The organism is Pseudomonas anguilliseptica (assembly GCF_900105355.1).
Classification (GTDB): Bacteria; Pseudomonadota; Gammaproteobacteria; order Pseudomonadales; family Pseudomonadaceae; genus Aquipseudomonas; species Aquipseudomonas anguilliseptica.
In genome coordinates this window covers 3,046,311-3,069,237 of record NZ_FNSC01000001.1, presented here as the reverse complement: position 1 = coordinate 3,069,237, position 22,927 = coordinate 3,046,311, and the positions used below count along the sequence as shown (strand labels likewise).

General features: G+C 62.6%; 18 protein-coding genes and 4 pseudogenes. 8 read left to right on the top strand and 14 right to left on the bottom strand.

Features of this window, described 5'->3' with window-relative positions; genetic code table 11:
• Positions 1-425 precede the first annotated feature (425 nt).
• The 6 genes from BLW24_RS14890 (at position 426) to BLW24_RS14865 (ending at position 7,551) form a co-directional block, all read left to right on the top strand.
• Positions 426-1,211 carry a substrate-binding periplasmic protein gene (locus tag BLW24_RS14890; protein WP_167360379.1) on the top strand — a complete coding sequence of 262 codons (786 nt, stop codon included), beginning with the start codon at positions 426-428 and terminating at the stop codon, positions 1,209-1,211.
• Positions 1,212-1,319: 108 nt separating this feature from the next.
• Positions 1,320-1,976, top strand: a complete 657-nt coding sequence (locus tag BLW24_RS14885) for a TetR/AcrR family transcriptional regulator (RefSeq protein ID WP_090383049.1) — start codon at positions 1,320-1,322, stop codon at positions 1,974-1,976.
• 5 nt (positions 1,977-1,981) lie between these two features.
• Positions 1,982-3,061 (top strand): efflux RND transporter periplasmic adaptor subunit, encoded by a 1,080-nt coding sequence (locus BLW24_RS14880; RefSeq protein WP_090383046.1) that lies wholly within the window; start codon positions 1,982-1,984, stop codon positions 3,059-3,061.
• Position 3,062: 1 nt separating this feature from the next.
• The gene (locus BLW24_RS14875) at positions 3,063-6,197 is read left to right on the top strand and encodes an efflux RND transporter permease subunit (RefSeq protein ID WP_090383043.1); all 3,135 of its coding nucleotides are present in this window, start codon (positions 3,063-3,065) and stop codon (positions 6,195-6,197) included.
• 259 nt (positions 6,198-6,456) lie between these two features.
• Entirely contained in the window at positions 6,457-7,197 is a 741-nt protein-coding gene (locus BLW24_RS14870; RefSeq protein ID WP_090383037.1) for a glutathione S-transferase family protein, read from the top strand.
• A gap of 24 nt (positions 7,198-7,221) precedes the next feature.
• Positions 7,222-7,551: a DHCW motif cupin fold protein gene (locus BLW24_RS14865; RefSeq protein WP_090383030.1), complete on the top strand. Its 330-nt coding sequence runs from the start codon at positions 7,222-7,224 to the stop codon at positions 7,549-7,551.
• Positions 7,552-7,568: 17 nt separating this feature from the next.
• Here BLW24_RS14865 and BLW24_RS14860 read toward each other — a convergent pair whose 3' ends face one another.
• Entirely contained in the window at positions 7,569-8,255 is a 687-nt protein-coding gene (locus BLW24_RS14860; protein ID WP_090383024.1) for a class I SAM-dependent methyltransferase, read from the bottom strand.
• 202 nt (positions 8,256-8,457) lie between these two features.
• Between BLW24_RS14860 and BLW24_RS14855 the strand changes: the two genes are divergently transcribed.
• Together BLW24_RS14855 and BLW24_RS14850 are read left to right on the top strand one after the other, a co-directional pair.
• Entirely contained in the window at positions 8,458-9,549 is a 1,092-nt protein-coding gene (locus BLW24_RS14855) for an IS630 family transposase (RefSeq protein WP_090375546.1), read from the top strand.
• 12 nt (positions 9,550-9,561) lie between these two features.
• A pseudogene (locus BLW24_RS14850) lies at positions 9,562-11,811 on the top strand (TonB-dependent receptor); the annotation flags it as partial.
• 77 nt (positions 11,812-11,888) lie between these two features.
• Here the strand turns inward: BLW24_RS14850 and phnP are convergent.
• From phnP to phnC, 13 genes and pseudogenes are all read right to left on the bottom strand, one after another.
• Positions 11,889-12,638: a phosphonate metabolism protein PhnP gene (gene phnP, locus BLW24_RS14845; protein ID WP_090383012.1), complete on the bottom strand. Its 750-nt coding sequence runs from the start codon at positions 12,636-12,638 to the stop codon at positions 11,889-11,891.
• Positions 12,629-13,267, bottom strand: a complete 639-nt coding sequence (gene phnN, locus BLW24_RS14840; RefSeq protein ID WP_090383009.1) for a phosphonate metabolism protein/1,5-bisphosphokinase (PRPP-forming) PhnN — start codon at positions 13,265-13,267, stop codon at positions 12,629-12,631. The genes phnP and phnN overlap by 10 nt, the downstream gene beginning before the upstream one ends.
• A pseudogene (locus tag BLW24_RS14835) lies at positions 13,267-14,413 on the bottom strand (alpha-D-ribose 1-methylphosphonate 5-triphosphate diphosphatase). The gene phnN and the pseudogene BLW24_RS14835 overlap by 1 nt, the downstream one beginning before the upstream one ends.
• On the bottom strand, positions 14,403-15,116 hold the full coding sequence (gene phnL, locus BLW24_RS14830) for a phosphonate C-P lyase system protein PhnL (RefSeq protein WP_090383002.1): 714 nt from the start codon (positions 15,114-15,116) through the stop codon (positions 14,403-14,405). The pseudogene BLW24_RS14835 and the gene phnL overlap by 11 nt, the downstream one beginning before the upstream one ends.
• 131 nt (positions 15,117-15,247) lie before the next feature.
• Positions 15,248-16,046 (bottom strand): annotated as a pseudogene (gene phnK, locus BLW24_RS14825) (phosphonate C-P lyase system protein PhnK).
• Positions 16,043-16,921: an alpha-D-ribose 1-methylphosphonate 5-phosphate C-P-lyase PhnJ gene (locus tag BLW24_RS14820; RefSeq protein WP_090382997.1), complete on the bottom strand. Its 879-nt coding sequence runs from the start codon at positions 16,919-16,921 to the stop codon at positions 16,043-16,045. The pseudogene phnK and the gene BLW24_RS14820 overlap by 4 nt, the downstream one beginning before the upstream one ends.
• The gene (locus BLW24_RS14815) at positions 16,918-18,009 is read right to left on the bottom strand and encodes a carbon-phosphorus lyase complex subunit (RefSeq protein WP_090382992.1); all 1,092 of its coding nucleotides are present in this window, start codon (positions 18,007-18,009) and stop codon (positions 16,918-16,920) included. The genes BLW24_RS14820 and BLW24_RS14815 overlap by 4 nt, the downstream gene beginning before the upstream one ends.
• Positions 18,009-18,620 (bottom strand): phosphonate C-P lyase system protein PhnH, encoded by a 612-nt coding sequence (phnH, locus tag BLW24_RS14810; protein WP_090382986.1) that lies wholly within the window; start codon positions 18,618-18,620, stop codon positions 18,009-18,011. Before phnH ends, BLW24_RS14815 begins: the two co-directional genes overlap by 1 nt.
• Positions 18,620-19,096 (bottom strand): phosphonate C-P lyase system protein PhnG, encoded by a 477-nt coding sequence (gene phnG, locus BLW24_RS14805; protein ID WP_090382983.1) that lies wholly within the window; start codon positions 19,094-19,096, stop codon positions 18,620-18,622. Before phnG ends, phnH begins: the two co-directional genes overlap by 1 nt.
• A 13-nt stretch (positions 19,097-19,109) precedes the next feature.
• Positions 19,110-19,814 carry a phosphonate metabolism transcriptional regulator PhnF gene (gene phnF, locus BLW24_RS14800; protein WP_090382978.1) on the bottom strand — a complete coding sequence of 235 codons (705 nt, stop codon included), beginning with the start codon at positions 19,812-19,814 and terminating at the stop codon, positions 19,110-19,112.
• 36 nt (positions 19,815-19,850) lie between these two features.
• Positions 19,851-20,645, bottom strand: a complete 795-nt coding sequence (gene phnE, locus BLW24_RS14795; RefSeq protein ID WP_090382973.1) for a phosphonate ABC transporter, permease protein PhnE — start codon at positions 20,643-20,645, stop codon at positions 19,851-19,853.
• Between the two features lie 66 nt (positions 20,646-20,711).
• Positions 20,712-21,716 carry a phosphonate ABC transporter substrate-binding protein gene (gene phnD / locus BLW24_RS14790; RefSeq protein WP_090382967.1) on the bottom strand — a complete coding sequence of 335 codons (1,005 nt, stop codon included), beginning with the start codon at positions 21,714-21,716 and terminating at the stop codon, positions 20,712-20,714.
• Between the two features lie 56 nt (positions 21,717-21,772).
• A pseudogene (phnC, locus tag BLW24_RS14785) lies at positions 21,773-22,608 on the bottom strand (phosphonate ABC transporter ATP-binding protein).
• Positions 22,609-22,927 lie beyond the last annotated feature (319 nt).

The window sequence follows — 22,927 nt, the reverse complement described above, 5'->3', positions numbered from 1 at the left end:
ACTGAGGACGCGAGGGGAGTACAGCATGCGCCAACCACAACGGGCCACGCGCATTGACTAGGGGTTTGATAGGAAGCCTATAGCTGTCGAGCAACGGTAAAGTTGCCGTGGAACACTTAAGCATGTCTGGGCAAGGCTGATTACCGGCCGGCATTGCCATCTCGCCACAGCAGTCCATTTGCTGTTGGCTACCATGACCCATCGGACAGATTTCGCCGGCCTGCAGCAAACCCGCCAGACTCTGCACAGGCAGAATCAGGGCCAGGAACAAAACCAGATAGGCACGACGAAAGGCTTTCATGGCGGCAGTCTAGCCTTGTGCACGTGTTTGAACAATTGCAGGAACCTGTCTTAAACCAAGCACGCATTAGCTTACTGCGCTTCCATGCACCATCCCGCAGCGGCAACAACTGTGCTTAGCTTGAGTGACCCGCAAGCTAAATATCGAGCACCGCATGTGCCGTTTGCTCACAGCTCTGCTGCTCTGTGCTGGCCTCTGCCAGCCCGCACATAGCCAGGAACATATCCGCATCGCCATCGGCGAATGGCCGCCCTTTATCGGTGAGGCGCTGCCGCACTATGGTGTGGTGCCGCAGCTGATCAATGAAGCCTTTGCCACCCAGGGCCTCAGCGTGGAATACGGTTTCTTCCCCTGGAAGCGCGCCTACACCGAGGTTAAGCAGGGTCGCTGGCAAGCCTCGGCCATCTGGGGCCGCACGCCAGAACGCGAGGCCGACTGCCTGTTTTCCGCCGTGGTGTATCGCGATGAAGTGGTGCTGTTCTACCGCCGCGACAAGCCCATCAACTGGGATGGCAGTCTGACCGGGGCCGAGCAGCTCAACGGCCTGCGCATTGGCATTCCGCTCGGTTCGGCGAAGATGCCAGTGCTGGAACAAGCCGAACAGCGCGGCTGGGTGCAGTACGAAGCCAGCGGTGATGAACTGATCAACCTGCGCAAGCTGGCCGCCGGGCGCATCGATGCGGTGGACATCGTCAAAGGCTCGGGCAGCCATGTGCTCAGCCAGCTCAGCGCCAAGGAGCGGGCGCGCCTGACCACCACGCAAATCTATGAAACCTGGGACTACCGCCTGATCTTCTCCCGTCAATTGCCTGAGAGCGAACGCCTGCAGCAACTCTTCGATCAGGGCCTGCAAGAACTCAAGGACAGCGGCCGTTACGCGCAACTCTGGCAGCAGTTCAACGCACCCTGATCGCCCTTTCGCATCAAGCCACGGCAAAGCCTGTTACAACTGCCGGCTTGCTCGATCGTGACCAACAGTCATAGCATGACCGCTGGTCACGACTTCCGATAACTGTCCATGCGCTACCAAGATCTGCTGTTTGAACAACGCGAGAATGCCCTCCTCGACGCCGCCCGCCAGCTATTTGCCGAGCAGCCCTGGGACCGCGTGACCATTGCCGAAGTGGCGCTCGCCGCTGGCATCGGCAAAGGCACGGTGTACAAGCACTTCCCCAGCAAGGAAGCGCTGTATGCGCGCCTGGTACTCGACCTCAGCCGCGCCAACCTGCTGGAGTTGCGCGAACTGCATGCCGCCAGCCCGGCACAGGACGCCATGCGCAGGGTCATTCGTCGCGCCTTCGAGCAGATGCTGAACAACCCGATTCAGGCGCAGCTGTGCTTGCACTGCGACCGCCCGGAGTTTCAGGAGCGCCTGGAAGCCCCGTACCGCCAGCAGTTCCTCGATATGGAGCGCGAGTACCAGCTGTTCTTCGGCGACATGCTCGGCGTGGCCCTGAATAACCAGGCGCTGAGCCAGAGTGACTGCCAGAACCTGTTGTGGGGCGTTGAAGCCTGCGTCAACGGGGTGATGGCGCGTATCGCCTCCGGTGGTTTTGCCCACTGGGCCGAGCCGATAGCCCTGGAGGAGTATTTCGCCCGCGTCACCGATTTCATCATTGCCGGCCTGCGCACCCAGGCAGCCGACTTGCTTGCTCAACCCTATCGCCACGAGTAACCACCATGTTCAGTCAGTTGTCCAAACGCCCCTGGTTGATCGCCGTCGCCATCAGTCTGCTGCTCGTGCTCTGGCTGTTCAGCGGTTCGCTGTTCAAGGCCCAGGAAACCGCCACCGCCGATGCGCCTGCCGAGGAAAAGGGTCTGACCAAGGTTGAAGCGCAGTGGCTGGAAGCCAGCCCGATGCAGCGCCAGCATGTGGTACAGGGGCAGATTGAGGCCTGGCGCCGGGTCGAGTTGCGTTCGCAGATCAGCGGCACGGTGACGCGTCTGGATCAGGACAAGGGCAACCGCGTCGACGCCAAGCAACTGCTGCTGAGCCTGTCAGCCGATGACCGCCCAGCCCAGGTGGCGCGCAGCGAGGCCGACGTTCGCCAGCGCGAAAGCGACGTGAGTGCGGCCAAACGTCTGCGCGAACGCAGCCTGATCTCGGCCAACGAGTTGCTGCGCCTGGAAAGCGAGCTGGCCAAGGCGCGCGCCGAGCTCGACAGCGCTCGCCTGCAGCTGCGCAACACACGGATCAATGCGCCGTTTGCCGGGGTGTATGACCAGCGCATGGTCGAGCTGGGCGACTTCGTCCAGCCCGGGCAAAGCCTGCTGACCCTGGTGGACATCAGCCAGCTCAAGGTCAGCGCGCAGATCGCCCAGCAGGAGGTCATCCAGCTCAAGCTCGGTCAACCGGTTAAAGTCGAATTGCTCGACGGCCGCGAACTGCAGGGCGAGCTGCACTTTATCGCCGCCGCCGATCCGGGCTCACGCAGCTTCCGCATCGAGGTCAAGGTTGCCAACCCGCAAGCCCTACGCCTGGCAGGCGCCAGCGCGACCCTGCATGTACAGACCGGAGAAACCCTGGCCCATCGCCTGTCGCCCGCCCTGCTGAGCCTGGATAAAGCCGGCCGGCATGGCGTCAAGTGGGTCAACGAACAGCAGCAAGTACAGTTCACCCCGGTGCAGCTGATCAGCGTCGACAACCAGGGCGCCTGGGTCAGCGGTCTGCCTGACAAGGTGGCCTTGATCACCCTCGGCCAGGGCTTTGTCGAGCCGGGCCAGCAGGTGATCAGCCAGCTGGCCAAAGGGGGTAGCTGATATGCATGGCCTGATCGCTGCGGCGCTGGATCGCAGCCGCACCAGCCTGTTGTTGCTGCTGTTTCTCATGCTCGGCGGGCTGGCGGCATATTTCGCCATCCCCAAGGAAGCCAACCCGGATGTCAGCATCCCGATCATCTATGTCTCGGTCACTCTCGAAGGCATCAGCCCGGAAGACGCCGAACGCCTGCTGGTACGGCCGCTGGAGCAGGAGCTGCGCAGCCTCGAAGGGGTCAAGGAAATGCGCTCCATGGCCAGCGAAGGCCATGCGTCGGTAACCCTGGAGTTCGATGCCGGCTTCAACGCCAAACTGGCCCTCGCCGATGTGCGCGAGAAGGTCGATACCGCCCGCAGCAAGCTGCCGGAGGAGGCCGAGGAACCCACGGTCAATGAAGTCAACGTGGCGCTGTTTCCGGTGCTGTCGATTGGCCTGTCCGGGCCGATTGCCGAAACCGAATTGGTGTACATCGCCCGCCGCCTGAAGGAAAACGTCGAAGGCATCGCCGAAGTGCTTTCAGTGGAAATCGGCGGCGACCGCGAAGACCTGCTGGAAATCGTCGTCGACCCGCAAGTACTCGACAGCTACGGCATCGATTACAACGAGCTGTTCAACCTGGTCAGCCGCAACAACCGCCTGGTCGCCGCAGGCAGCCTGGACACCGGCGCCGGGCGCATGAGCATGAAAGTGCCTGGGGTGATCGAAAACCTCGAAGACGTGCTGTCCATGCCGATCAAGGTGGTGGGCAATAGCGTGGTGACCTTTGGCGACGTTGCCACCATTCACCGCACCTTCAAGGACCCCACCGGTTACGCACGGATCAATGGCCAGCCAGCGGTGGTGCTGGAGGTGTCCAAGCGCAGCGGCGCCAACATCATCGAGCAGGTCAAGGCGCTGATGGTCAAGGCCCAGCCGCTGCTGCCCGAAGGCCTCAAGGTCAGCTACATCATGGATCAGTCGCAGCAGGTGCAGAGCATGCTCAGCGACCTGCTCAACAACGTGATGACCGCCATCGTACTGGTGCTGATTCTGGTGGTGGCGAGCATGGGCATGCGCTCGGCGTTATTAGTCGGGCTGACCATTCCAGGAGCCTTTCTCACCGGCATCCTGCTGATCTGGATGCTCGGTTTCACCCTGAATATCGTCGTGCTGTTCAGCCTGATTCTGGTGGCTGGCATGCTGGTGGACGGCGCCATCGTGGTGTCTGAGCTGGCCGACCGTTATCTGCATCAGGGGCAAACGCCACGCCAGGCCTGGGCCAATGCCGCCACGCGGATGGCCTGGCCGGTGATCGCTTCCACCGCCACCACCCTGGTGGTGTTTCTGCCGCTGCTGTTCTGGCCCGGTGTAGTCGGCCAGTTTATGAAGTACCTGCCGGCCACGGTGATCGTCTGCCTGCTCGCTTCGCTGGCCATGGCCCTGGTGTTTCTGCCGGTGCTCGGCGCCGTCACTGGCGGCCAACCCCTGCCGCAGGCCACTCAGCCTGGCCGTGGCGCCGTCGGTTATCGCCGCCTGCTCGGCACCTTGCTGAGACACCCTGGCCTGACCTTGCTGGGCATGCTCGCGCTGATTGCGCTGATCTACACCGCCTATGGTCGCTTCAACCATGGCGTGGAGTTCTTCCCCGAAGTGGAACCGGAGAACGCGCAGATCTGGCTGCGCGCCCGTGGCGATCTATCGGTGCAAGAAAAAGACGCCCTGCTACAGCAAGTGGAAAAGCGCCTGCTCGGCATGAGCGAGGTCAAGGCGCTCTACGCTCGCTCCCTGGCGCAGCCGGACGGTCAGCTCGGTGCGGACGTGATCGGCACCCTGCAGTTCCAGTTCGTCGAATGGCATGAACGGCGTTCGGCCGGCAAGATCCTCGCCGACATGAGCAGCCGTACTGCCGACATCCCGGGCATCGTTCTGGAGTTTCGCAAGCAGGAGGAAGGCCCGAGCAGCGGCAAGCCAGTGAAATTGCAGGTCAGCTCGCTGGACCAGGCCAAGTCCGATCAGCTGATCGAACAGGTGCGCGCCAATATGCAGCGCCTGGGCGGCTTCAAGGACATCGAGGATGACCGCGCCCTGCCGGGCATCGAATGGCGGGTCAAGGTCGACCGCGAGGCGGCCGCACGTTTCGGTGCGGACGTGCTGAGCGTGGGCAATGCCGTGCAGATGGTCACCAACGGCCTGAAACTGGCCACCTACCGCCCGGAAGACGCCACCGACGAGGTGGATATCCGCGTGCGCCTGCCGGCCAACTGGCGCTCCCTCGACCAGCTCGGCCGGCTGACCCTGAATACCCAGGCCGGGCAGATTCCGCTGAGCAACTTCGTCTCGCTGCAACAGGCGCCGAAGGTCGGTACCCTGCGCCGGGTCGACGGCAACCGCACCATCACTCTGCAGGCCGACATCGCCGAAGGTGCGCGTCTGGACGAACGCCTGCAAGCCTTGCGCAAGGCCATGGGCGAGATACCCAGCGATGTACAGGTGAAGTTCGCCGGTGAGGACGCCGACCAGCGTGAAGCCGCGACCTTCCTCAGCACAGCCTTTGCGGTGGCGATCTTCCTGATGTTTATCATCCTGGTGACCCAGTTCAACAGCATCTATCAGTCGCTGCTGGTGCTCTCGGCCATCGTCCTGTCCACCGCCGGAGTGCTGATGGGCCTGCTGGTCAACGGCCAGTCGTTTGGCATCGTCATGGTCGGCATGGGCCTGATCGCCCTGGCGGGCATCGTGGTGAACAACAACATCCTCATCGACACTTACAACCAGCTGCGCCGCCAGGGTCTGGAGCCGCGTGAAGCGGCGCTGGAAACCGGCAGCCTGCGTCTGCGTCCGGTACTGCTGACCGCCGTGACCACGGTGCTCGGCCTGGTGCCGATGGTGATCGGGGTCAACGTCGACCTGCTCACCCCGAGCCTGGGCGTTGGTGCGCCATCGACCCAATGGTGGACCCAGCTGTCCAGCGCGATTGCCGGCGGCCTGACCTTCGCCACCGTATTGACCCTGCTACTAACCCCCTGCCTGCTGGTGCTCGGCTCGCGCTTCGAACGGCGCCCACCGCCACTGGAAACCTTCGACGACGACCTGCTCGATTTGCCGGAACATCTACTGGCCAGTACCACCGGCAAGAGCGAGCTGCAACGCACGCCATAGAACCTATTTACGATCTGCTGCGCGTCGGCCCTGCGGCGTTAAAAACAGGCTCGGAATGCTCATGTACAGCAGTACACTCCGCTTCCTCGCCTGTTTTTGCCTTGCAGGACTCTAGCTCGCAAGATCGTAAACCGATTCTTAGTTGTAACTCCCTGGTCAGTACTGCCCCCTCCCCCAACGAAAGCCTGGACTACCGGTTACGACTGGGTAGTCGGCGTAACAGCCCGTACACTCGGCGCACCATTGCCGAGGGCCGACCATGCGCACGCTTTACCAATTCCCGATTTCCCACTACTGCGAGAAAACCCGCTGGCACCTGGATCACAAGGGCCTCGACTTTCAGGTCGACAACCTCTTCCCCGGCCTGCATCGGCTGAAGAGCAAGCGCCTGGCGGACATCGTCACCCTGCTGATCCTCAAGGATGGCGAGCAGGTGATCGGCGACTCAACGCAAATCGCCCTCTATCTGGAACAGCGCTATCCGGACAAGCCGCTACTCCCAGCCGATGCCGCGCAACGGGCCGAGGTGCTGGAGTTGGAAGCGCAGTTCGACCATATGGGCGTGCATGTACGCCGCTGGCTGTATGGCCAGATCAAGCAATGGGATTCGGTGATGCACGCCATGCTCAAGGTCTACCGCCCGCTGCTGGGCCTACGCGACCTGATGAAGCCGGTGCTGATCAACGGTGTGCAGCGCCTGTATGGGGTAACGCCGCCGCGTGTGGCGAAATCCCAGGCCGAACTGCTCGAAAGCCTGGCACTGATCGAGTCGCGCATCCAGGGTGATCCATCGCGCTATCTGGTCGGTGAGCAGCTGACCCTGGCCGACATCAGCGCCGCCGCCCTGTTCGCCCCCTTATTCACCCCTGCTGGTACACCATGGGAAGGCATTGCCGGGCACGATGCCAAGACCCAGGCTTTCCTCGATGAGCTGCACGCCCATCCGGCCCGCCAGTGGGTGATGCGCAGCTATACCGAAGACCGTCAGCGCCGCAACTGATTGACCTGATTAAAGGATGAGCACATGAACATCAGCGATATCCCATTCGGCGTTACCGACTGGAGCCAGATTGAGCGTAGTGAACATGCCGGCGAGACCGGCATGGCCTACTGGCGCACCCAGGTTTTCGGCAGCATCCGCGTGCGCATGGTCGAGTACAGCGCCGGCTACCTGGCCGATCACTGGTGTCAGAAGGGCCATATTCTGCTGTGTCTGGAAGGCGAACTGCACACCGAGCTGGAGGACGGCCGGCGCTTTGTAATGACGGCGGGCATGAGCTATCAGGTGGCTGATCAGGCTGAAGCGCATCGTTCATCCACGACCGAAGGAGCGCGGCTGTTTATCGTCGACTGATAGGCAGCACAGCCGGTTCAGTTGCGCTCGGAACTCAGCAGCATCAACAGCGAAACCGGCTGCTCGCTCTCCGGGTGCAACAGCTCCTGCAGCCATTGCAGGCGCCAGCCGGTATCGCTGAACAACACCAACCAGGACTCAAGTGTGCGGAAAAACCAGGGCATCGGTTGGGCAAAGCCCTCACCGAAGCCGGCAAAGGTTTCCACCCGCCAACCGTCGCGATAGCTCGCATCGTTGCAGGCACGCCAGGGATGCAGGGTCTGAATCAGCAGCCTGCCATCTGCGGCCAGCAAGCCATGCAGAGCATTCAAGGTCGGCGCCAGTGGCTCTTCCAGCAGGGCAAAGTTGCCCACCAGCACATCGAAACGGCCCAGCAGCCCTGCCTGGCTTTCCAGCTCGGCATAACCACATACGCGGTACTGCGACGCACCTGTCGCCGCCTGCTGAGCCACGGCGATCAGTGGGGCGGAAGCATCCACGCCAACCGCCTCAATACCATGCTCGACCAGCCCACGGCACAACCAGCCCTCGCCGCAGCCCAGATCCAGCACACGCGTGGGCGCCAGGGCGAGAATCGCCTGAACGATGGCTGCATCAGTCACCAGTCGGCGGCTTTCAATACGCTGCTCGCGCACGGCCGCCGTCCAGGCATCGGCATTGGCCTGCCAACTGAGGTTGAGTTGCTCCCGATGGTCGCGTTGCATAGCTCACTCGTCGCCTGTTCCGTCACGGCAAAATTCTAGCAATCTGCGGGCTCACGCAGCGCCAGGTGCAATCCTGCGCCAGTTGCGGGGCATCTGTGTTGCCGCTGATCACTTAATCCACCTAGTTACTGTCTGTAAAATTCGTTAATCCAATGCCGAGCCAGTATACTGCGCGCTCTATCGTCATGAATTGAGCTCCCATATGGCCCGGCCAGCAGCCCCATTCTTCTTGAGTCCCAGTGATGCCGACATGCTGCAAGGCTGGTTACGCATGGGATCGCTGCCTCAGAGCATCGGCCAGCGGGCCAGAATTCTGTTGCTGCTGGCCAACGGTCTCACGCCCAAGGAGATCAGCGAGCAGCTGCAAGTCTCTGCGCCAGTGGTCTTCAAATGGCGTAAACGCTACCAGGAGACCGGTCTGGAGGGGCTGAGTGACCTGCGGCGCAGTGGAGCGCCTCGCAAGCTCAACGAAGCGAAGATCAAGGAAATCCTGACGCTGACGACCCAGCGAGTCCCGCGCGAAGCTACCCACTGGAGCCTACGGTTGATGGCCAAGTACGCTGGGGTCAGCATCTGGCAGGTCGCACAGGTGTGGGCTGCTGCCGACCTCAAGCCGCACCGGTTGAAAACCTTCAAGATCAGTAACGACCCGCACTTTGCAGACAAAGTGGTCGATGTCGTCGGGCTCTATTTGAATCCGCCCGACAACGCCCTGGTGCTATCTGTTGACGAAAAAACACAGATCCAGGCGCTGGACCGCACACAGCCCATGCTGCCGCTCAAGCCCGGGCAGATTGAGCGGCGGACGCATGACTATAAGCGCCACGGTACGGCCAGTCTGTACGCAGCCTTTGACATCCTGACGGGTAAGGTCATCGGCCGTATCACCCAGCGGCACAGGGCCAAGGAGTTTTTGGAGTTCCTTCGACAGATCGACCGCAGCACCCCCGCCGAGCTGGACCTGCATGTAATTCTGGACAACAGCTCGACTCACAAGACCGCTGCCGTCAGGGAATGGCTGGAGAAGCATCCCCGTTTCAAGCTGCACTTCACACCGACCAGCGCCTCGTGGCTGAACGCCGTGGAGGGCTGGTTTGCGCAACTGGAAAGACGGGCGCTTTATCGTGATGCCTTCAGCAGCGTGGCTGACCTGAGAGCGGCGATACGTCGCTTCATTGAGGCTCATAACGAACATTCGGCTAAGCCGTTCCGCTGGAGCAAAACGGCTGAGTCGATTATCAGCTCCGTGCATCGAGCAAAGCTGGCTGTAATTCGGAATGAGTTATTGGATTAACCAGATAGGCCACTAGCAGCAGAATCTGACAGCCAGATTCTGTTCTCCAGCGATGTCGCCCTCGGCAAGCAATCGCCGGCCCTGCGTGGCCGCCTGAACACCCGCGAAGCTCTGCGCCACCTGCTCAAAGACAGCGGCCTCGAGGCGCAGCAACAAGGCGATCACACCTATATCGTGGTGCCCCGCGCACTCGCCGCAGATGCCCCGAACGCCACCGTGGCAGCCATCGAGCTTGCGCCCATGGAAGTGAGCGCGTCGCGCACCGCCAGTGATCTGGTGGCGCAGGTGCGTCAGGTCGACGTGATCGAGCGGGAGCAGCTGGAAAAACTGCGCATGGCCTCCGACAGCCTGGCCACCGTACTGGCCAAAAGCATTCCTGGCCTGTCGGACTCCAGCCGCACCATCACCGATTACGGCCAAACCCTGCGCGGTCGCACCATGCTGATCCTGGTCGACGGCGTGCCACTGAACACCAACCGCGACTCCTCACGCAACCTGGCCAACATCGACCCGGCACTGATCGAACGCATAGAGGTGACTCACGGCAGCAGTGCCATCTATGGCGCCGGTGCCACGGGCGGCATCGTCAGCATCACCACCCGCCCGGCAGGCGGTGAAATGCGCGCTGAAACCACACTGACCGGCACTTCATCGCTGACCCAGCTTGACCACAGAGGCCTCGGCGGGCAGTTGCAACATCACTTTTCCGGCTCCTTGGAGCGACTCGATTACGCCCTCGACTTTGGTGCCCGGCACATTGGCAGTTCGTTCGACGCCGATGGTCGGCGAATCGCGCCGGAGCCCAGCCAAGGCGACCTGTTCGACTCCAACGTCTTTAATATCGGCGGCAAGCTCGGTCTGCGTATTGACGACGAGCAACGCATCCAACTCGCACTCAGTCACTACAACGCCCAGCAGGACAGCGATTACACCTCCGACCCTGCAGTGGCCAGACTGCCGGCTGGCACAGTACCCGCGCAGGCACTCACAGGTCTCAGCCTGGACGAGCAGAACCAGATCAAGAACAGCATGGCCAACCTCGAATACAGCCATACCGACCTGCTCGGCAGTCGCCTGTCGGCACAACTCTACTACCGCGACTATTTCACCCGATTCACCCCCTTCGATGCCCGCGGCGTGGCGGTCCGCGGCCGCTTCGTCGACCAGGTGATGCAGAACAGCGAGGTGGTCGGCAGCCGCCTGACCCTGCGCACGCCACTGGGCGAGAGCACCGAGCTGATCTGGGGCGGCGACCTCAACCACGAACGCAGCGATATGCCGCTCGATATCTTCGACCCGGCTGCCTACGACGCCAGCGGCGGCACCGCCTACGCAAAGATCGGCAAGATGACCTACTTGCCGGAGCTGACCACCCTCAGCAGCGGCGCCTTTGCCCAGCTGCAACACCGCCTCAACGACCAATGGTCGGTCGACGGCGGCTTGCGCTACGAATACGCCACTGCCCGCTTTGACGACTTCGTCCCGCTCTCCGAGATCCACAACGCCAGCCCTGCGACCGTGCCGGGCGGCACGATCCGTTACGACGATCTGCTATACAACCTCGGTGTGGTGTATGCCCCCATTCCCGATCAAGAGCTCTATGCCGCGTTCAGCCAGGGCTTCCAGCTGCCCGACATCGGCGTACAGATCCGCAACGCCCGTCGTGGCTTCAATATCGACTCTTCCGATCTGCAGCCAGTGAAGACCAACAACTACGAGCTGGGTTGGCGCGGCGCCCTCGGCGATCAGACCCGGGCCTCGCTGGCACTGTTCTACACCACCTCGGACCTGGGCGATGTGCAGAGTTTCAACAACGGCCTGATCCTCTCCCGTACTCAGGAACGCATCTACGGCGTCGAGGGCAGCGTCGACTGGCTGAGCCTGGATGATGTCTGGGGCGTGGGCAGCACCTTGACCTGGATGCGGGGCCGCGAAAAGCCGGACAACGGCGACTGGCGGGATATGACCGGCTTCCGAGTGCCACCACTGAAGCTGACCGCCTACCTGCAGTACCAGCCAAACGCTGATTGGAGCAATCGCCTGCAGGCCACCTACATCGGCAGTCAAGACTATCGCCTGGACGGTCAGGCCAGCTTCGGCCGGCGCGAGGTGCACAGCTACAGCACGCTGGATTTGATCAGCGACTACCGCCTGAGCGATGCCGACAAGCTGAGCCTGGGCATCCAGAACCTGCTCAACCGCGACTACTACCCGCTGTACAGCCAGTTGATGCGCAGCAGCAACACCAGCCACCGCTGGTAAGGCGCAAGGCTGCTGCACGCCACCACGTGCAGCAGGTGCGTGCCGCCAACCCTACCCCGCGGCAAGGCGCCTGCAACTCACAGCAGCAGCCCGTCGCTGCCCAGGCTGACGCCGGCCGGCAAGGCATCGGGGTTATCCAGCAGCCAGGCATCGAAGCTATGGCCTATATGGGTCAGCACGCTTTGCCTTGGTTGCAGTTGATCAACAACCTCCAGCGCGCGAGTCAGGTCGTTGTGATTGCGCGGGGCGATGGGTTGCGGCGCGGTGGAGCAATCCAGCACCAGCAGATCCAGCGGCTGTTGGCGCAGCACCTCGGCGCTGCCGTCCGGCACGCCGAGGGTGTCTGTCAGGTAGGCGATACGCCTACCGTCGCCCTCCAGCAAGTAGCCAAAGGTCAGCTTGGAATGATTAAGCGACAGCGCCGTGACGCCCAACTCACCCAGTTGCCGCCGCTCAAACGCCGCAAACGGCTGGCTGAAATCGAGAATACCGGGGTGCTTGTACAGGTCGGCCAAGCCTTCTGGATCATCCGGGCCATGCACCGGAATAATCGGCCCCTGACCCCAGCGCAGGTGCAGCAGGCCCTGGGCATGGTCGGCGTGGTAATGGGTTTGCAGGATGCCGCTCAGGCTATGGGGCGGGAAGCGCTCGCACAGATCGGTCAGGCCCGAGTCGATCAGCCAGCGCTGCGCGCCACATTCGATCAGCGCGCAACAGGGGCCACGGCGCCGCGCGGGATAAACCCGCGCGCTGTCGCAGGCCGCGCAGCTGCAGTTGTACACCGGCACCTGACGCGCATCGCCGGTGCCGAGTAGGGTCAAGCGCATGCACGGGCATCGCTAAGCAGTTGCAGCAGCTGGGTGACGGTCTGGTCGAGCGGGCCGGAGTTATCCAAAACAATGGTGCTCTCAACTGGTGCTGCCGTGGGAGGGGCTTCAGCCGCGACCGTCGCCGCTAAAGCGCCTCCCACAGACGCAACTCCTGCAGCCCGAGGGATGGCCGATACAAAGTAGCGGCTGCGCGCCAGGCGGGCCTCAATCTGCTCGGCGCTTTCCCGGCCGCGCGCTTGCAGGCGCTGGCGTAGGGCTGCTTCATCCACCTGCAGCAGGATCGCCAGCAGTTCGGGATAACGCTGGCGCGCCTGAGGCAGATAGCCGCGCGAGCCATTGACCAGCACATCCTGCCCCGACGCCAGCCAGTCATTGATCTGCCGGGGAATGCCATAGGCCAGGCCGTTGGCGCGCCAGCTCAGGGCAAAGGCACCGGCGGCCTCCTGCTGGTCGAATTCGGCCGGCGACACGCCAATGGCGTCCTCGCCCACCGCTTCCGCCGAGCGGGTGATGACCCGCCGGGCGATCACACAACCCCGTTCGGCCAGGCGCTCGCGCGCGGCATTCAGCAGGCTGTCCTTGCCCGAGCCCGAAGGCCCCATCAGATAGATCAACCGGCCACTCATCAGAACACCCTTTTCGCTTGTCGCCAGACTTGCTGGATCACCGCCTGGCCCCCGTGCACCTGCGCCTGCACCAGGTCGGCACGCAAACCGACGCGAATTTCGCCACGATCATGCAGCCCCGCCGCTTGTGCCGGCACGCGGCTGACGGTGGCAATCGCTCGCGGCAGATCATAGCCGTTATCCTGCCCGGCCAGCAGCAAAGCGGCCTGCAGCAGGCTGGCCGGGTAGTAGTCACTGGAGAGTGATATCCAGTACACCCTGCTGAGCCAGTTCAGCGGCGGCGATATTGCCGGAGTGCGAACCGCCGCGCACGATATTCGGCGCGCCCATCAGCACCTTCAGGCCCAGCTCGTGACTGGCCTTGGCGGCTTCCAGGGTGGTGGGGAATTCGGCGATGGACATGCCGAAGCCGGCCGACTCCTGAACATGGGCCAGGGTGGCGTCATCGTGGCTGGCCACGGAAATACCGCGGGCCTGGCAATCGGCAACGATGCTGCGACGCTGACGGTCGCTGTACTGCCGCGAGTTGCCCACCTGCTCGACGATAAAGGCATCCATCTCCGCAGCACTGAGATGGTACTTGCCCATGTAGTACTCGCGGTATTTGTCTTCCTTGGCGAACTGGCGCTGGCCCGGCGCGTGGTCCATCACCGAGACCAGTTGTACCAGCGGGTGCTCGACCAGATCGCGAAACACCGCGAGAGTCTCCGGGTGGCAGACCTCGCAGCGCAGGTGCAGGCGGTGATCGGCGCGCAGATGCCCGGCCGCTGCCGCTGAAGCAATCGCCTCGAGCATCGCCGGCAGTTGCTGCATGCGTTTGCCACGCGGGTTGACGTCGCCAATCGCCAGGGCATCGAACACCGTGGTGATGCCCGCCGAGGCAATCTGCGCATCATGGGTCAGCACCGCCGAGGCCGAGGGCCAATCCACCCCCGGCCGAGGGCTCATGTATTTTTCCAGGTTGTCGGTGTGCAGCTCGACCAAGCCGGGCAGCAGGTAATCACCGTTCAAGTTCTGCGCCTGCGACAAACCGCTGACGCCCTCTTCCACCTGGGCGATCAGGCCGTCATGCAGCACCAGGGTGCCGACAAACTCCTGTTCGGCGGTGACGATCCGCGCGTTGGTAAGAATCTGTTCAACCGGCATATACATACTCCTGCTGCGCTGCAGCGCTCATATCAAGGTAACGATCGGCCACTGCCTCACGGGCGGCGCGGTCGTGGAAGATGCCGATCAGCGCGCTACCGGCGGCCTTGGCTTCATCGATCAGTTCCAGCACCACCTGGCGGTTGGCGTCGTCCAGGGAGGCGGTGGGTTCGTCCAGCAGCATCAACGGCCAGGCGACCATAAAGCCGCGGGCGATATTCACCCGCTGCTGCTCGCCGCCGGAGAAGGTGCCGGGGGCGAGTTGCCACAAGGCCTGGGGGATATTCAGCCGGCTGAGCAGGCTTTTCGCCCGCGCTTCAGCATCGGCCTTGCTCCAGCCACGGGCCAGGGCCGGTTCCATCACCACATCCAGAGTCGAAACACGGGGAATCACCCGCAGAAACTGGCTGACATAGCCCAGGGTCTGCCGGCGTACCGCCAGCACCTGGCGCGGTTCAGCGCCGACCAGCTCGACCCAGGCGCCGTTGTGCAGCACGCGAATGCTGCCGCCGGCGGCCTGGTAGTTGCCGTACAGGGTGCGCAGCAAGGTCGACTTGCCGGCGCCGGATTGGCCGTGCAGCACCAGGCATTCGCAGGCGCGCACGCTGAAATGCAGGCCGCTCAACACGTTCAGCACCACGCCGTGCTGCTGATGCAGGGTGAAGGTCTTGCTAAGGCCAGAGACCTCGATAAGCGTATTCATATAAACCTCGAACTACGTACGACCGGATGTGATCCGGCGCGAGAGTCGTTTCGTAGGGTGGATGGCGCTTTATCCATCCACCATGGCAACACCTCGGTGGATGAAAACAGCGTCATCCACCCTACCCAGCGTCAGGGTTGAAGCACCGACGACACCAGCAACTGCGAATAGGGATGCTGCGGGTCATCGAGAATCTGATCGGTGAGACCGGCCTCGACCACATGAGAGCGGCGCATCACCATCAGCCGGTCCGCCAGCAAGCGCGCCACCGCCAGGTCGTGGGTGACGATCACCACCGCCAGGTCCAGTTCGCGCACCAGGCCGCGCAGCAGGTCGAGCAGGCGCGCCTGCACCGACACGTCGAGGCCACCGGTGGGCTCGTCCATAAAGATCAGCCGTGGGCTGGAAACCAGGTTGCGGGCGATCTGCAAACGCTGCTGCATGCCGCCGGAGAAGGTCCGCGGCAGGTCGTCGATGCGTAGCGGGTCGATCTCCACCTGTTTCAGCCAGTCGATGCCGGCCGCGCGCAGTTCGCCGTAATGGCGCACGCCCTGAGCCATCAGCCGCTCGCCGATATCGGCCCCGGCCGACACGCCCATGCGCAGGCCGTCACGCGGGTTCTGCTCGACAAAGCCCCACTCGGTACGCAGCAAGGTGCGTCGCTGCGCTGTACAGATCGAGCCAGTTACCGGCCGTGTCGCGATAACTGACTGCGCCGCGATCCGGCGGGCAGCGCCCGGACAGCAGACTAAGCAGAGTCGACTTGCCCGAGCCGGACTCACCGACGATGCCCAGCACCTCGCCCGGATACAGATCGAACGACACGCCCTGGCAGCCTTTTTCCGGGCCGTACAGACGGGTCAGGTCGCGCACGCTAAACAGCGGCTGCGCCGTGTCGGTGTGCAGGTGCAACTTTTCGGCAGCACTCATTGCGCGCCCTCCTGTTCAAGGTCACGGCGTTGCATGCAGTAATCGGTGTCGGAACAGACGAAGCGCTTGGTCCCGGCGTCGTCGACAATCAGCTCGTCCAGATAAGAGTCGTGGCTGCCACAGAAGGCGCAGCATTCGTCCCAGCGCTGGATCTCGAACGGGTGATCTTCGAAGTCCAAGCTCACCACCCGGGTGTAGGGCGGCACGGCATACAGGCGTTTTTCGCGGCCCGCGCCGAACAGCATCAGCGCCGGGCTCATGTGCAGCTTGGGGTTGTCGAATTTGGGGATCGGTGACGGGTCCATCACGTAGCGCTCATCCACCGTCACCGGGTAGGCGTAGCTGGTGGCGATATGGCCGAAGGTGGCGATGTCCTCGTACAGTTTCACGTGCATCACGCCGTAGTCTTCCAGCGCATGCATGGTGCGGGTCTCGGTTTCCGAAGGTTCGATAAAGCGCAGCGGCTCAGGGATCGGCACCTGGTAAACCATGATCTGATCGCCGCTCAGCGCGGTTTCCGGAATCCGGTGGCGGGTCTGAATCACCGTCGCCTCGGGCGTGCGCGTGGTGGTTTTAACTCCAGCGGTGCGGGCGAAGAAGCGGCGGATCGACACCGCGTTGGTGGTGTCATCCGCGCCCTGGTCGATCACTTTGAGCACATCGTCAGCGCCGAGAATCGCCGCCGTCAGCTGCATGCCGCCGGTGCCCCAGCCATAGGGCAGCGGCATCTCGCGGCCACCGAAGGGCACCTGGTAACCGGGAATCGCCACGGCCTTGAGCAGGCCACGGCGGATCATTCTCTTCGTTTGCTCATCGAGGTAGGCAAAATTGTAGCCGACCTCAGTTGCATACTGTGTTTGGGCCTGGGCATTCATGCGCGTTGCTCCTGGGCAGTGGGCTGCTCGCTGGCCTGCTTGCGCAGTTTGCGGATCAGCTCCAGCTCGGATTGGAAGTCGACGTAGTGCGGCAATTTCAGGTGCGAGACGAAGCCGGCGGCCTCGACGTTGTCGCAGTGCATCAGCACGAATTCTTCCTGCTGCGCCGGGCCTTCGACCTCCTCGTTGTACTCCGCCGCGCGCAGCGAACGGTCAACCAGGGCCATGCCCATGGCCTTGCGCTCGGCATAGCCGAAGGCCAGGCCGTAACCACGGGTGAACTGCGCCTGCTCGGCACTCTCACCAACGAACTGGTTGACCATCTCGCACTCGGTCACCTCGATATCGCCCAGCGGCACGGCAAAGCCGAGTTCTTCCGGCTCCAGCCAGACCTCGACCTCGCCGATGCGGATCTCCCCGGCAAAGGGGTGGTTGCGGCCGTAACCGCGCTGGGTCGAGTAACCCAGCGCCAGCAGGAAGCCTTCATCGCCTCGGGCCAGAGCCTGCAAGCGCTGGGCGCGGCTGGCAGGGAAATCCAGTGGCTCGCGAGTGATATCAGGCACCGCTAAGCCATCATCGACCTCGCGAGCCATCAGGCCTTCGTCGGCAAGAAAATCCAGCACCCGCGGGCACGGCGACAGTTCCGCCTGCGGATCAATCTGCGGCCCAGGCTGTTCGCCCTCGGCCAGCAGGGCAAAATCCAGCAGACGATGGCTGTAGTCGAAGGTCGGGCCAAGCAACTGGCCGCCGGGCAGGTCCTTGAAAGTGGCCGAGATGCGCCGCGACAGCTGCATCTGCGTGGTGTCCAGTGCGGCGCTGGCACCAAAGCGCGGCAGCGTGGTGCGGTAGGCACGCAGCAGGAAGATCGCCTCCATCAGGTCACCGGCCGCCTGCTTGATCGCCAGGGCAGCCAGCTGTGGGTCGTACAGTGAGCCTTCGCTCATCACCCGGGCGACTGCCAGGGGCATCTGCTCGCGTACCTGCTCCACGCTCAGCTCTGGGATGGAGGTATCGCCGCGGCGTTTTTTCGCCAGCAGCAAATGGGCATTGTCGATGGCGCGTTCGCCACCTTTGACGGCGACGTACATCAGGCAGCCTCCTCGGCATTGAGCAGCACACGGGTGCTGCGCGGCAGGCCGATCACCTGTTCACCAGCGGCGAAGAAGGCATCCAGGCCACGGGGGAACGCACTGCGTGCCTGGCGCTGCTGCCAGAACGCCGCTGGCAGCGGTAGCTCGACGCTGCGTACGTCCTTGATGCCCGGCCCACGCCAGCGCAGCACGTCGCCATTGCTGAGGGCGTCGAGCTGGATCAGCAAGGTGCAGGACTGGTCGGGATAGCGCTCGCTGCCATTGTCGAAATCCGACAGGTCCGCCAACTGGCTTTCATCGAGCAGGGCAAACAGCGCCCCTTCGCGTTCGGCGACAATCGGGCAGCCACAGTGAAAGGCCAGGTTGGCGCGGATCGCCGGGGTGTCGAAACGCGGCGCCAGCCACAGCGGCGTGTCGCCATCGAGAAACGCCAGGCACAGGGCGTAAGTAGCCGGATGGAGGTTTTCCAGGGCCAGGGCACGGTTCAGCGGTTGTACCAGGCCTGGCTCGGCCAGCGCCTTGAGGGCGCTGCGAAAGCTGGTTTGCGCATCCAGCACCGGGTCATTGAAGGCCGGTTGCAACCATTGCGAGCTATTCGCCGCGTTCATCAGTCTTCTCCTCGGACCAGGGTAAAAAACTCCACTTGGGTGGTGGCGGTTTCGGCGGCCTTGGCCGCCTGTTGGGCACGCTGTGCAGCGACCAGGGGCTCGATCAGCCGGCTCTGCCAGTGAGCCTGCTCGGCACCCTGCAAATGCGCATCGGCCAGAGCTGCCAGCTCGGCGTGCTGTTTGTCGCGGCCGGCCACATAGCTGTAACCGGTGCGGCCATCGGCCAGGCGCACCACGCAGCGGGTCACGCTCATCTCGCCGAGGTTGAACGGGCTGCCGGTGCCACCCATGCGTCCACGCACTAGGCACATGCCAATTTCCGGGGCACGGATCAGGCGGTAATCCGCTTCTTTCAACACCGATTCATAGGTCGCCAGCTGGCCGCCGGCGCGGGCGAGTACGCCCATCCAGCACTGGCGAATGGCGATCTGCGGATCGCTGTGCAGCAGGTTGCTTTGCGGTCGTTCGCGGTTCATCAACGAGCCTCCATCAAAGGGCGAGCTGGTACTGGAAACGGTCGGCGCGGCTGGTCGATAACGACAGCTCTACCGGCCGCCCGGCCAGATCGCGGGAAAGGGTTTGCACACTCAACAGCGGTGCATGTTTGGGCATCAGCAGCCGTGCGGCCTCGTCACGGCTGGGCAGGCGTGCGCCGATCAGGCTGAAGGTGCGGGTCAATGGCAGGCCGCGCTGACTGAGGTACTGGCGCAGCGAGCCGCCCTGGTAGTCGGCCAGCAACTCGGCGTATTCGGTGCTGAAGGTATGGCGAGTCAGGCTGACAGGCTGACCTTCAATCAGGCGCAAAGTACTCAGCTCCAGTAACTGCGCAGCACTGGGCAGTTGCAGGTACTCACGCTCTTCGCAGCTGGCCGGGCGCAGGCGGCTTTCCAGCAGCTGTGCTTCGACTTTGTGACCAAGCGCCGAAAGCGAGGCGCTGTAGGCGCTACCGGCCTGCATCGGGTAGACCATGGGTTTAGCCAGCACCCGCGTACCCTTGCCCTGCTGGCGCAGCAGGCGGCCTTCGAGCACCAGCTCATCCACGGCGCGTCGCAGGGTGTGGCGGTTGACGGCAAAACGCGCGGCCAGCTGCACCTCGGCCGGCAGGTAATCGCCGGGGCTCATGCGCTGCAGCTCATCACGCAGCACGGCAGCCAGTTCGCGGTACAGCGGCTCGGGTTGTCTAGACAAGTGCATGGCTAATAAAGGGCATCCGCAGATGCCCGTTCTCCGTCAGATAAATTGTTTACGCAGGCGCTGCGAAATGATGTCCAGCAGGCTGACCACCAGGATGATCACGATCAGCAGGGCGCAGGTCTGGGCGAACTGGAAGCCGCGAATCGCTTCCCAGAGAATCACCCCGATGCCACCGGCGCCGACCATGCCGACCACGGTGGCCGAGCGCACGTTGGATTCGAAGCAGTACAGCGAGTAGGAAATCCACAACGGCAGGACCTGCGGAATCACCCCGTAGATGACTTCCTGCAGCGCGCTGGCACCGGTGGCGCGTACGCCTTCAACCGGGCCCGGATCGATGGCTTCGACCGCCTCGGCAAAGAGTTTGGCCAGCACCCCGGTGGTGCCGATAAACAGCGCCAGCACCCCGGCGAATGGACCCAGGCCCACCGCCACCACGAAAAGCATGGCGAAGACCATTTCATTGATCGAACGGCAGGCGTCCATCACTCGGCGAATCGGCTGGTAGACCCACCACGGCACGATGTTTTCCGAGCAGAGAATGCCCAGCGGGATAGCCAGAACTATCGCCAGCACCGTGCCCCACAGAGCGATCTGCACGGTGACGATCATCTCCTTGAGGTACAGCTCCCAGTTGCTGAAATCGGGCGGAAAGAAGTCCGCGGCAAAGGTCGCCATGTTGCTGGAGTCGCGGATCAGCGCCAGCGGATTCATCTCCGCGCCCTGCCAGGACCAGGCCAACACAACGAAGAACAGCCCCCAGCCGATCAGCTGCAGCCAGGAACGCTTGGCGATCAGGTCAGGCGTGGGTGCGGTGGTCAAAGTGGTCATAACAACATCTCGAATCAAACGGCAGAAGAAAACGACCCGCCGTGGGCGGCGGGTCGAGAACTGCGATTAACCAGCGCTGGCAGGGCTCTGCTTGGCGATTTCAGCCATGCGTTTTTCCAGCTTGGCCAACTCGGCATCCAGCTCCTTGAGCTGAGCCTGCTTGTCAGCAGCATTGAGCTTGTCGTTGTTGGCCACTTCGGTGCGCTTCTTGAACAGTTCCAGCTGGCGAATCGGCAGCAGCTGATCGTCATCGGAAGCCTTGAACTTGGCCCGCTGCAGACCTGCCAGAACTTTCTGCTCAGCCGGCTGGTCGCCGTAGGTCATAAAGAACTCACGCAGCTTGTTCTTGGTGGCGTCATCCAGGTTCTTGCGCCATACCATCGGATCGGACGGGATCAGCGGCGAGGTCCAGATCACCTTCAGCTGAGCGGCCTTGTCCTGCGCAGTCACTTGCAGACGCTCCATGCCTTCGCTGTTGAAGGTGCCGACATCGACCTGCTTGTTGGCTACCGACAGCGCGTTGACTTCGTGGCTGCCATTGAGCGCGCGCTTGAAGATCTTGTTGGCGTCGGCATTGTTCTGGGCGAACACGTAGTAGCCCGGTACCAGATAGCCCGAGGTGGAGTTCGGGTCACCGTTGGCAAAGGTCAGGCTCGAAGCGTTTTTCAGCATGTCTTCGATCGAATTGATCGGGCTGTCCTTGTGCGCCACCATCAGGCTGTAATAGCCCTGAGTGCCGTTGGCGGCAACGGTCTGGGCGAAGATCTGCCCATTGGCACGGTCCACTGCTTCCATCGCAGCCTTGTTGCCGTACCAAGCCATGTCGACCTTGTCGAAACGCATACCCTGGATGATCCCTGCATAGCCAGGGGCGAAGAAGGCTTTGATCTTCAGGCCGGTCTGCTCGCTCATGTCCGCGAGGAAGGGATCCCACATGGTTTTGAGGTTCTGCGAGGACTCGGTGGAAATGATGCCGAAATTGATTTCCTGCTCAGCAGCCTGGGCAGCACCCAGAACCGAACCGGCCAGCAACGTGGACGCGGCGAGAACGCGACTGATACGTTTGAACATGCAAAGCACTCCTAGTGCAGATGGACATACAGGGGTTGGCATAACAGGCAAGCGGCTCAGGCCTTGGCCAGAGCCAGCGGAACTTTCGGGGTACGCGCACGGCGCGGCTTCTCTGCGGTTTGCGGCTCTGCTATGAGCTCGGCCCCGTACAAATCGTTAAGGAAGTTGGGATGCAGCTCGGCGGCGGCGCCGTCGTAATGAATACGCCCCGCTTTCAACGCCACGGCGCGCTGGCAATAGCGCATGGCGTAATCGACCTGATGCAGGGTGACCACCACGGTGGTGCCGTCTTCGCGGTTGATGTCGGCCAGAATCTGCATGACCTTGCGCGCTGATTCGGGGTCGAGCGAGGCAATCGGCTCATCAGCCAGAATCACCTTGGCCCGTTGACACAGGGCACGGGCAATCGCTACGCGCTGCTGCTGCCCACCGGATAGCGTCGAGGCGCGCTGCTGCGCCAGATCAGCCAGACCGACACGGGCCAATGCCTGCAATGCGCGCTGTTTTTCTTCGGCATTGAACAGGCCGACGGTGCCTCGCCAACGCGGCATGCGCCCCAGGCAGCCGAGCAGCACGTTCTGCAGCACACTGAGACGGCCAACCAGATTGAACTGCTGGAAGATGTAGCCGATATCGGCACGCAGGCAACGCACTTCGCCATTCAGACTGCCATTGGCCTGCACCTCACGACCCAGCACCTGGATGCTGCCACCGCCGCTGCGGTCACAGCAGGCCAGGCCGGCCACGTGGCGCAGTAGGGTCGACTTTCCGGAGCCTGAAGCGCCGATCAACGCCACCATTTCACCGGGTTCGACGGACAGCGCCAGATCAAACAGCGCCTGCTTGCGGCCGACGTCTTGTTCAGGTTCTCGACCCGGATCACTGCGCTCATGGATTGCCTCCTTTTTATTAGCGGTTACACCGCGGCTGGCAGCCGCCTTCTGGTGTAGACCAAGGTAGGCAAATCCTGTGTCAGGCCGATTAATGGGCCGTGACACTTACGTGACCATTGCTTGAAGTTTTTTCTACGCGAGAGTGAATTTCCTTGCTTTTTGCACAGCACGGCGCATTTCTGATGACTGGTGCCGGCATAACGCCTTTACTCGACGCAAAATGCGACACGTCATTGACGTCAATTTATCGACCTATTGACTATAGAGTCACATGCGATTTAAGCGGCTTTCTGGCTGAACGGTTAGTGCTAAAGGTGG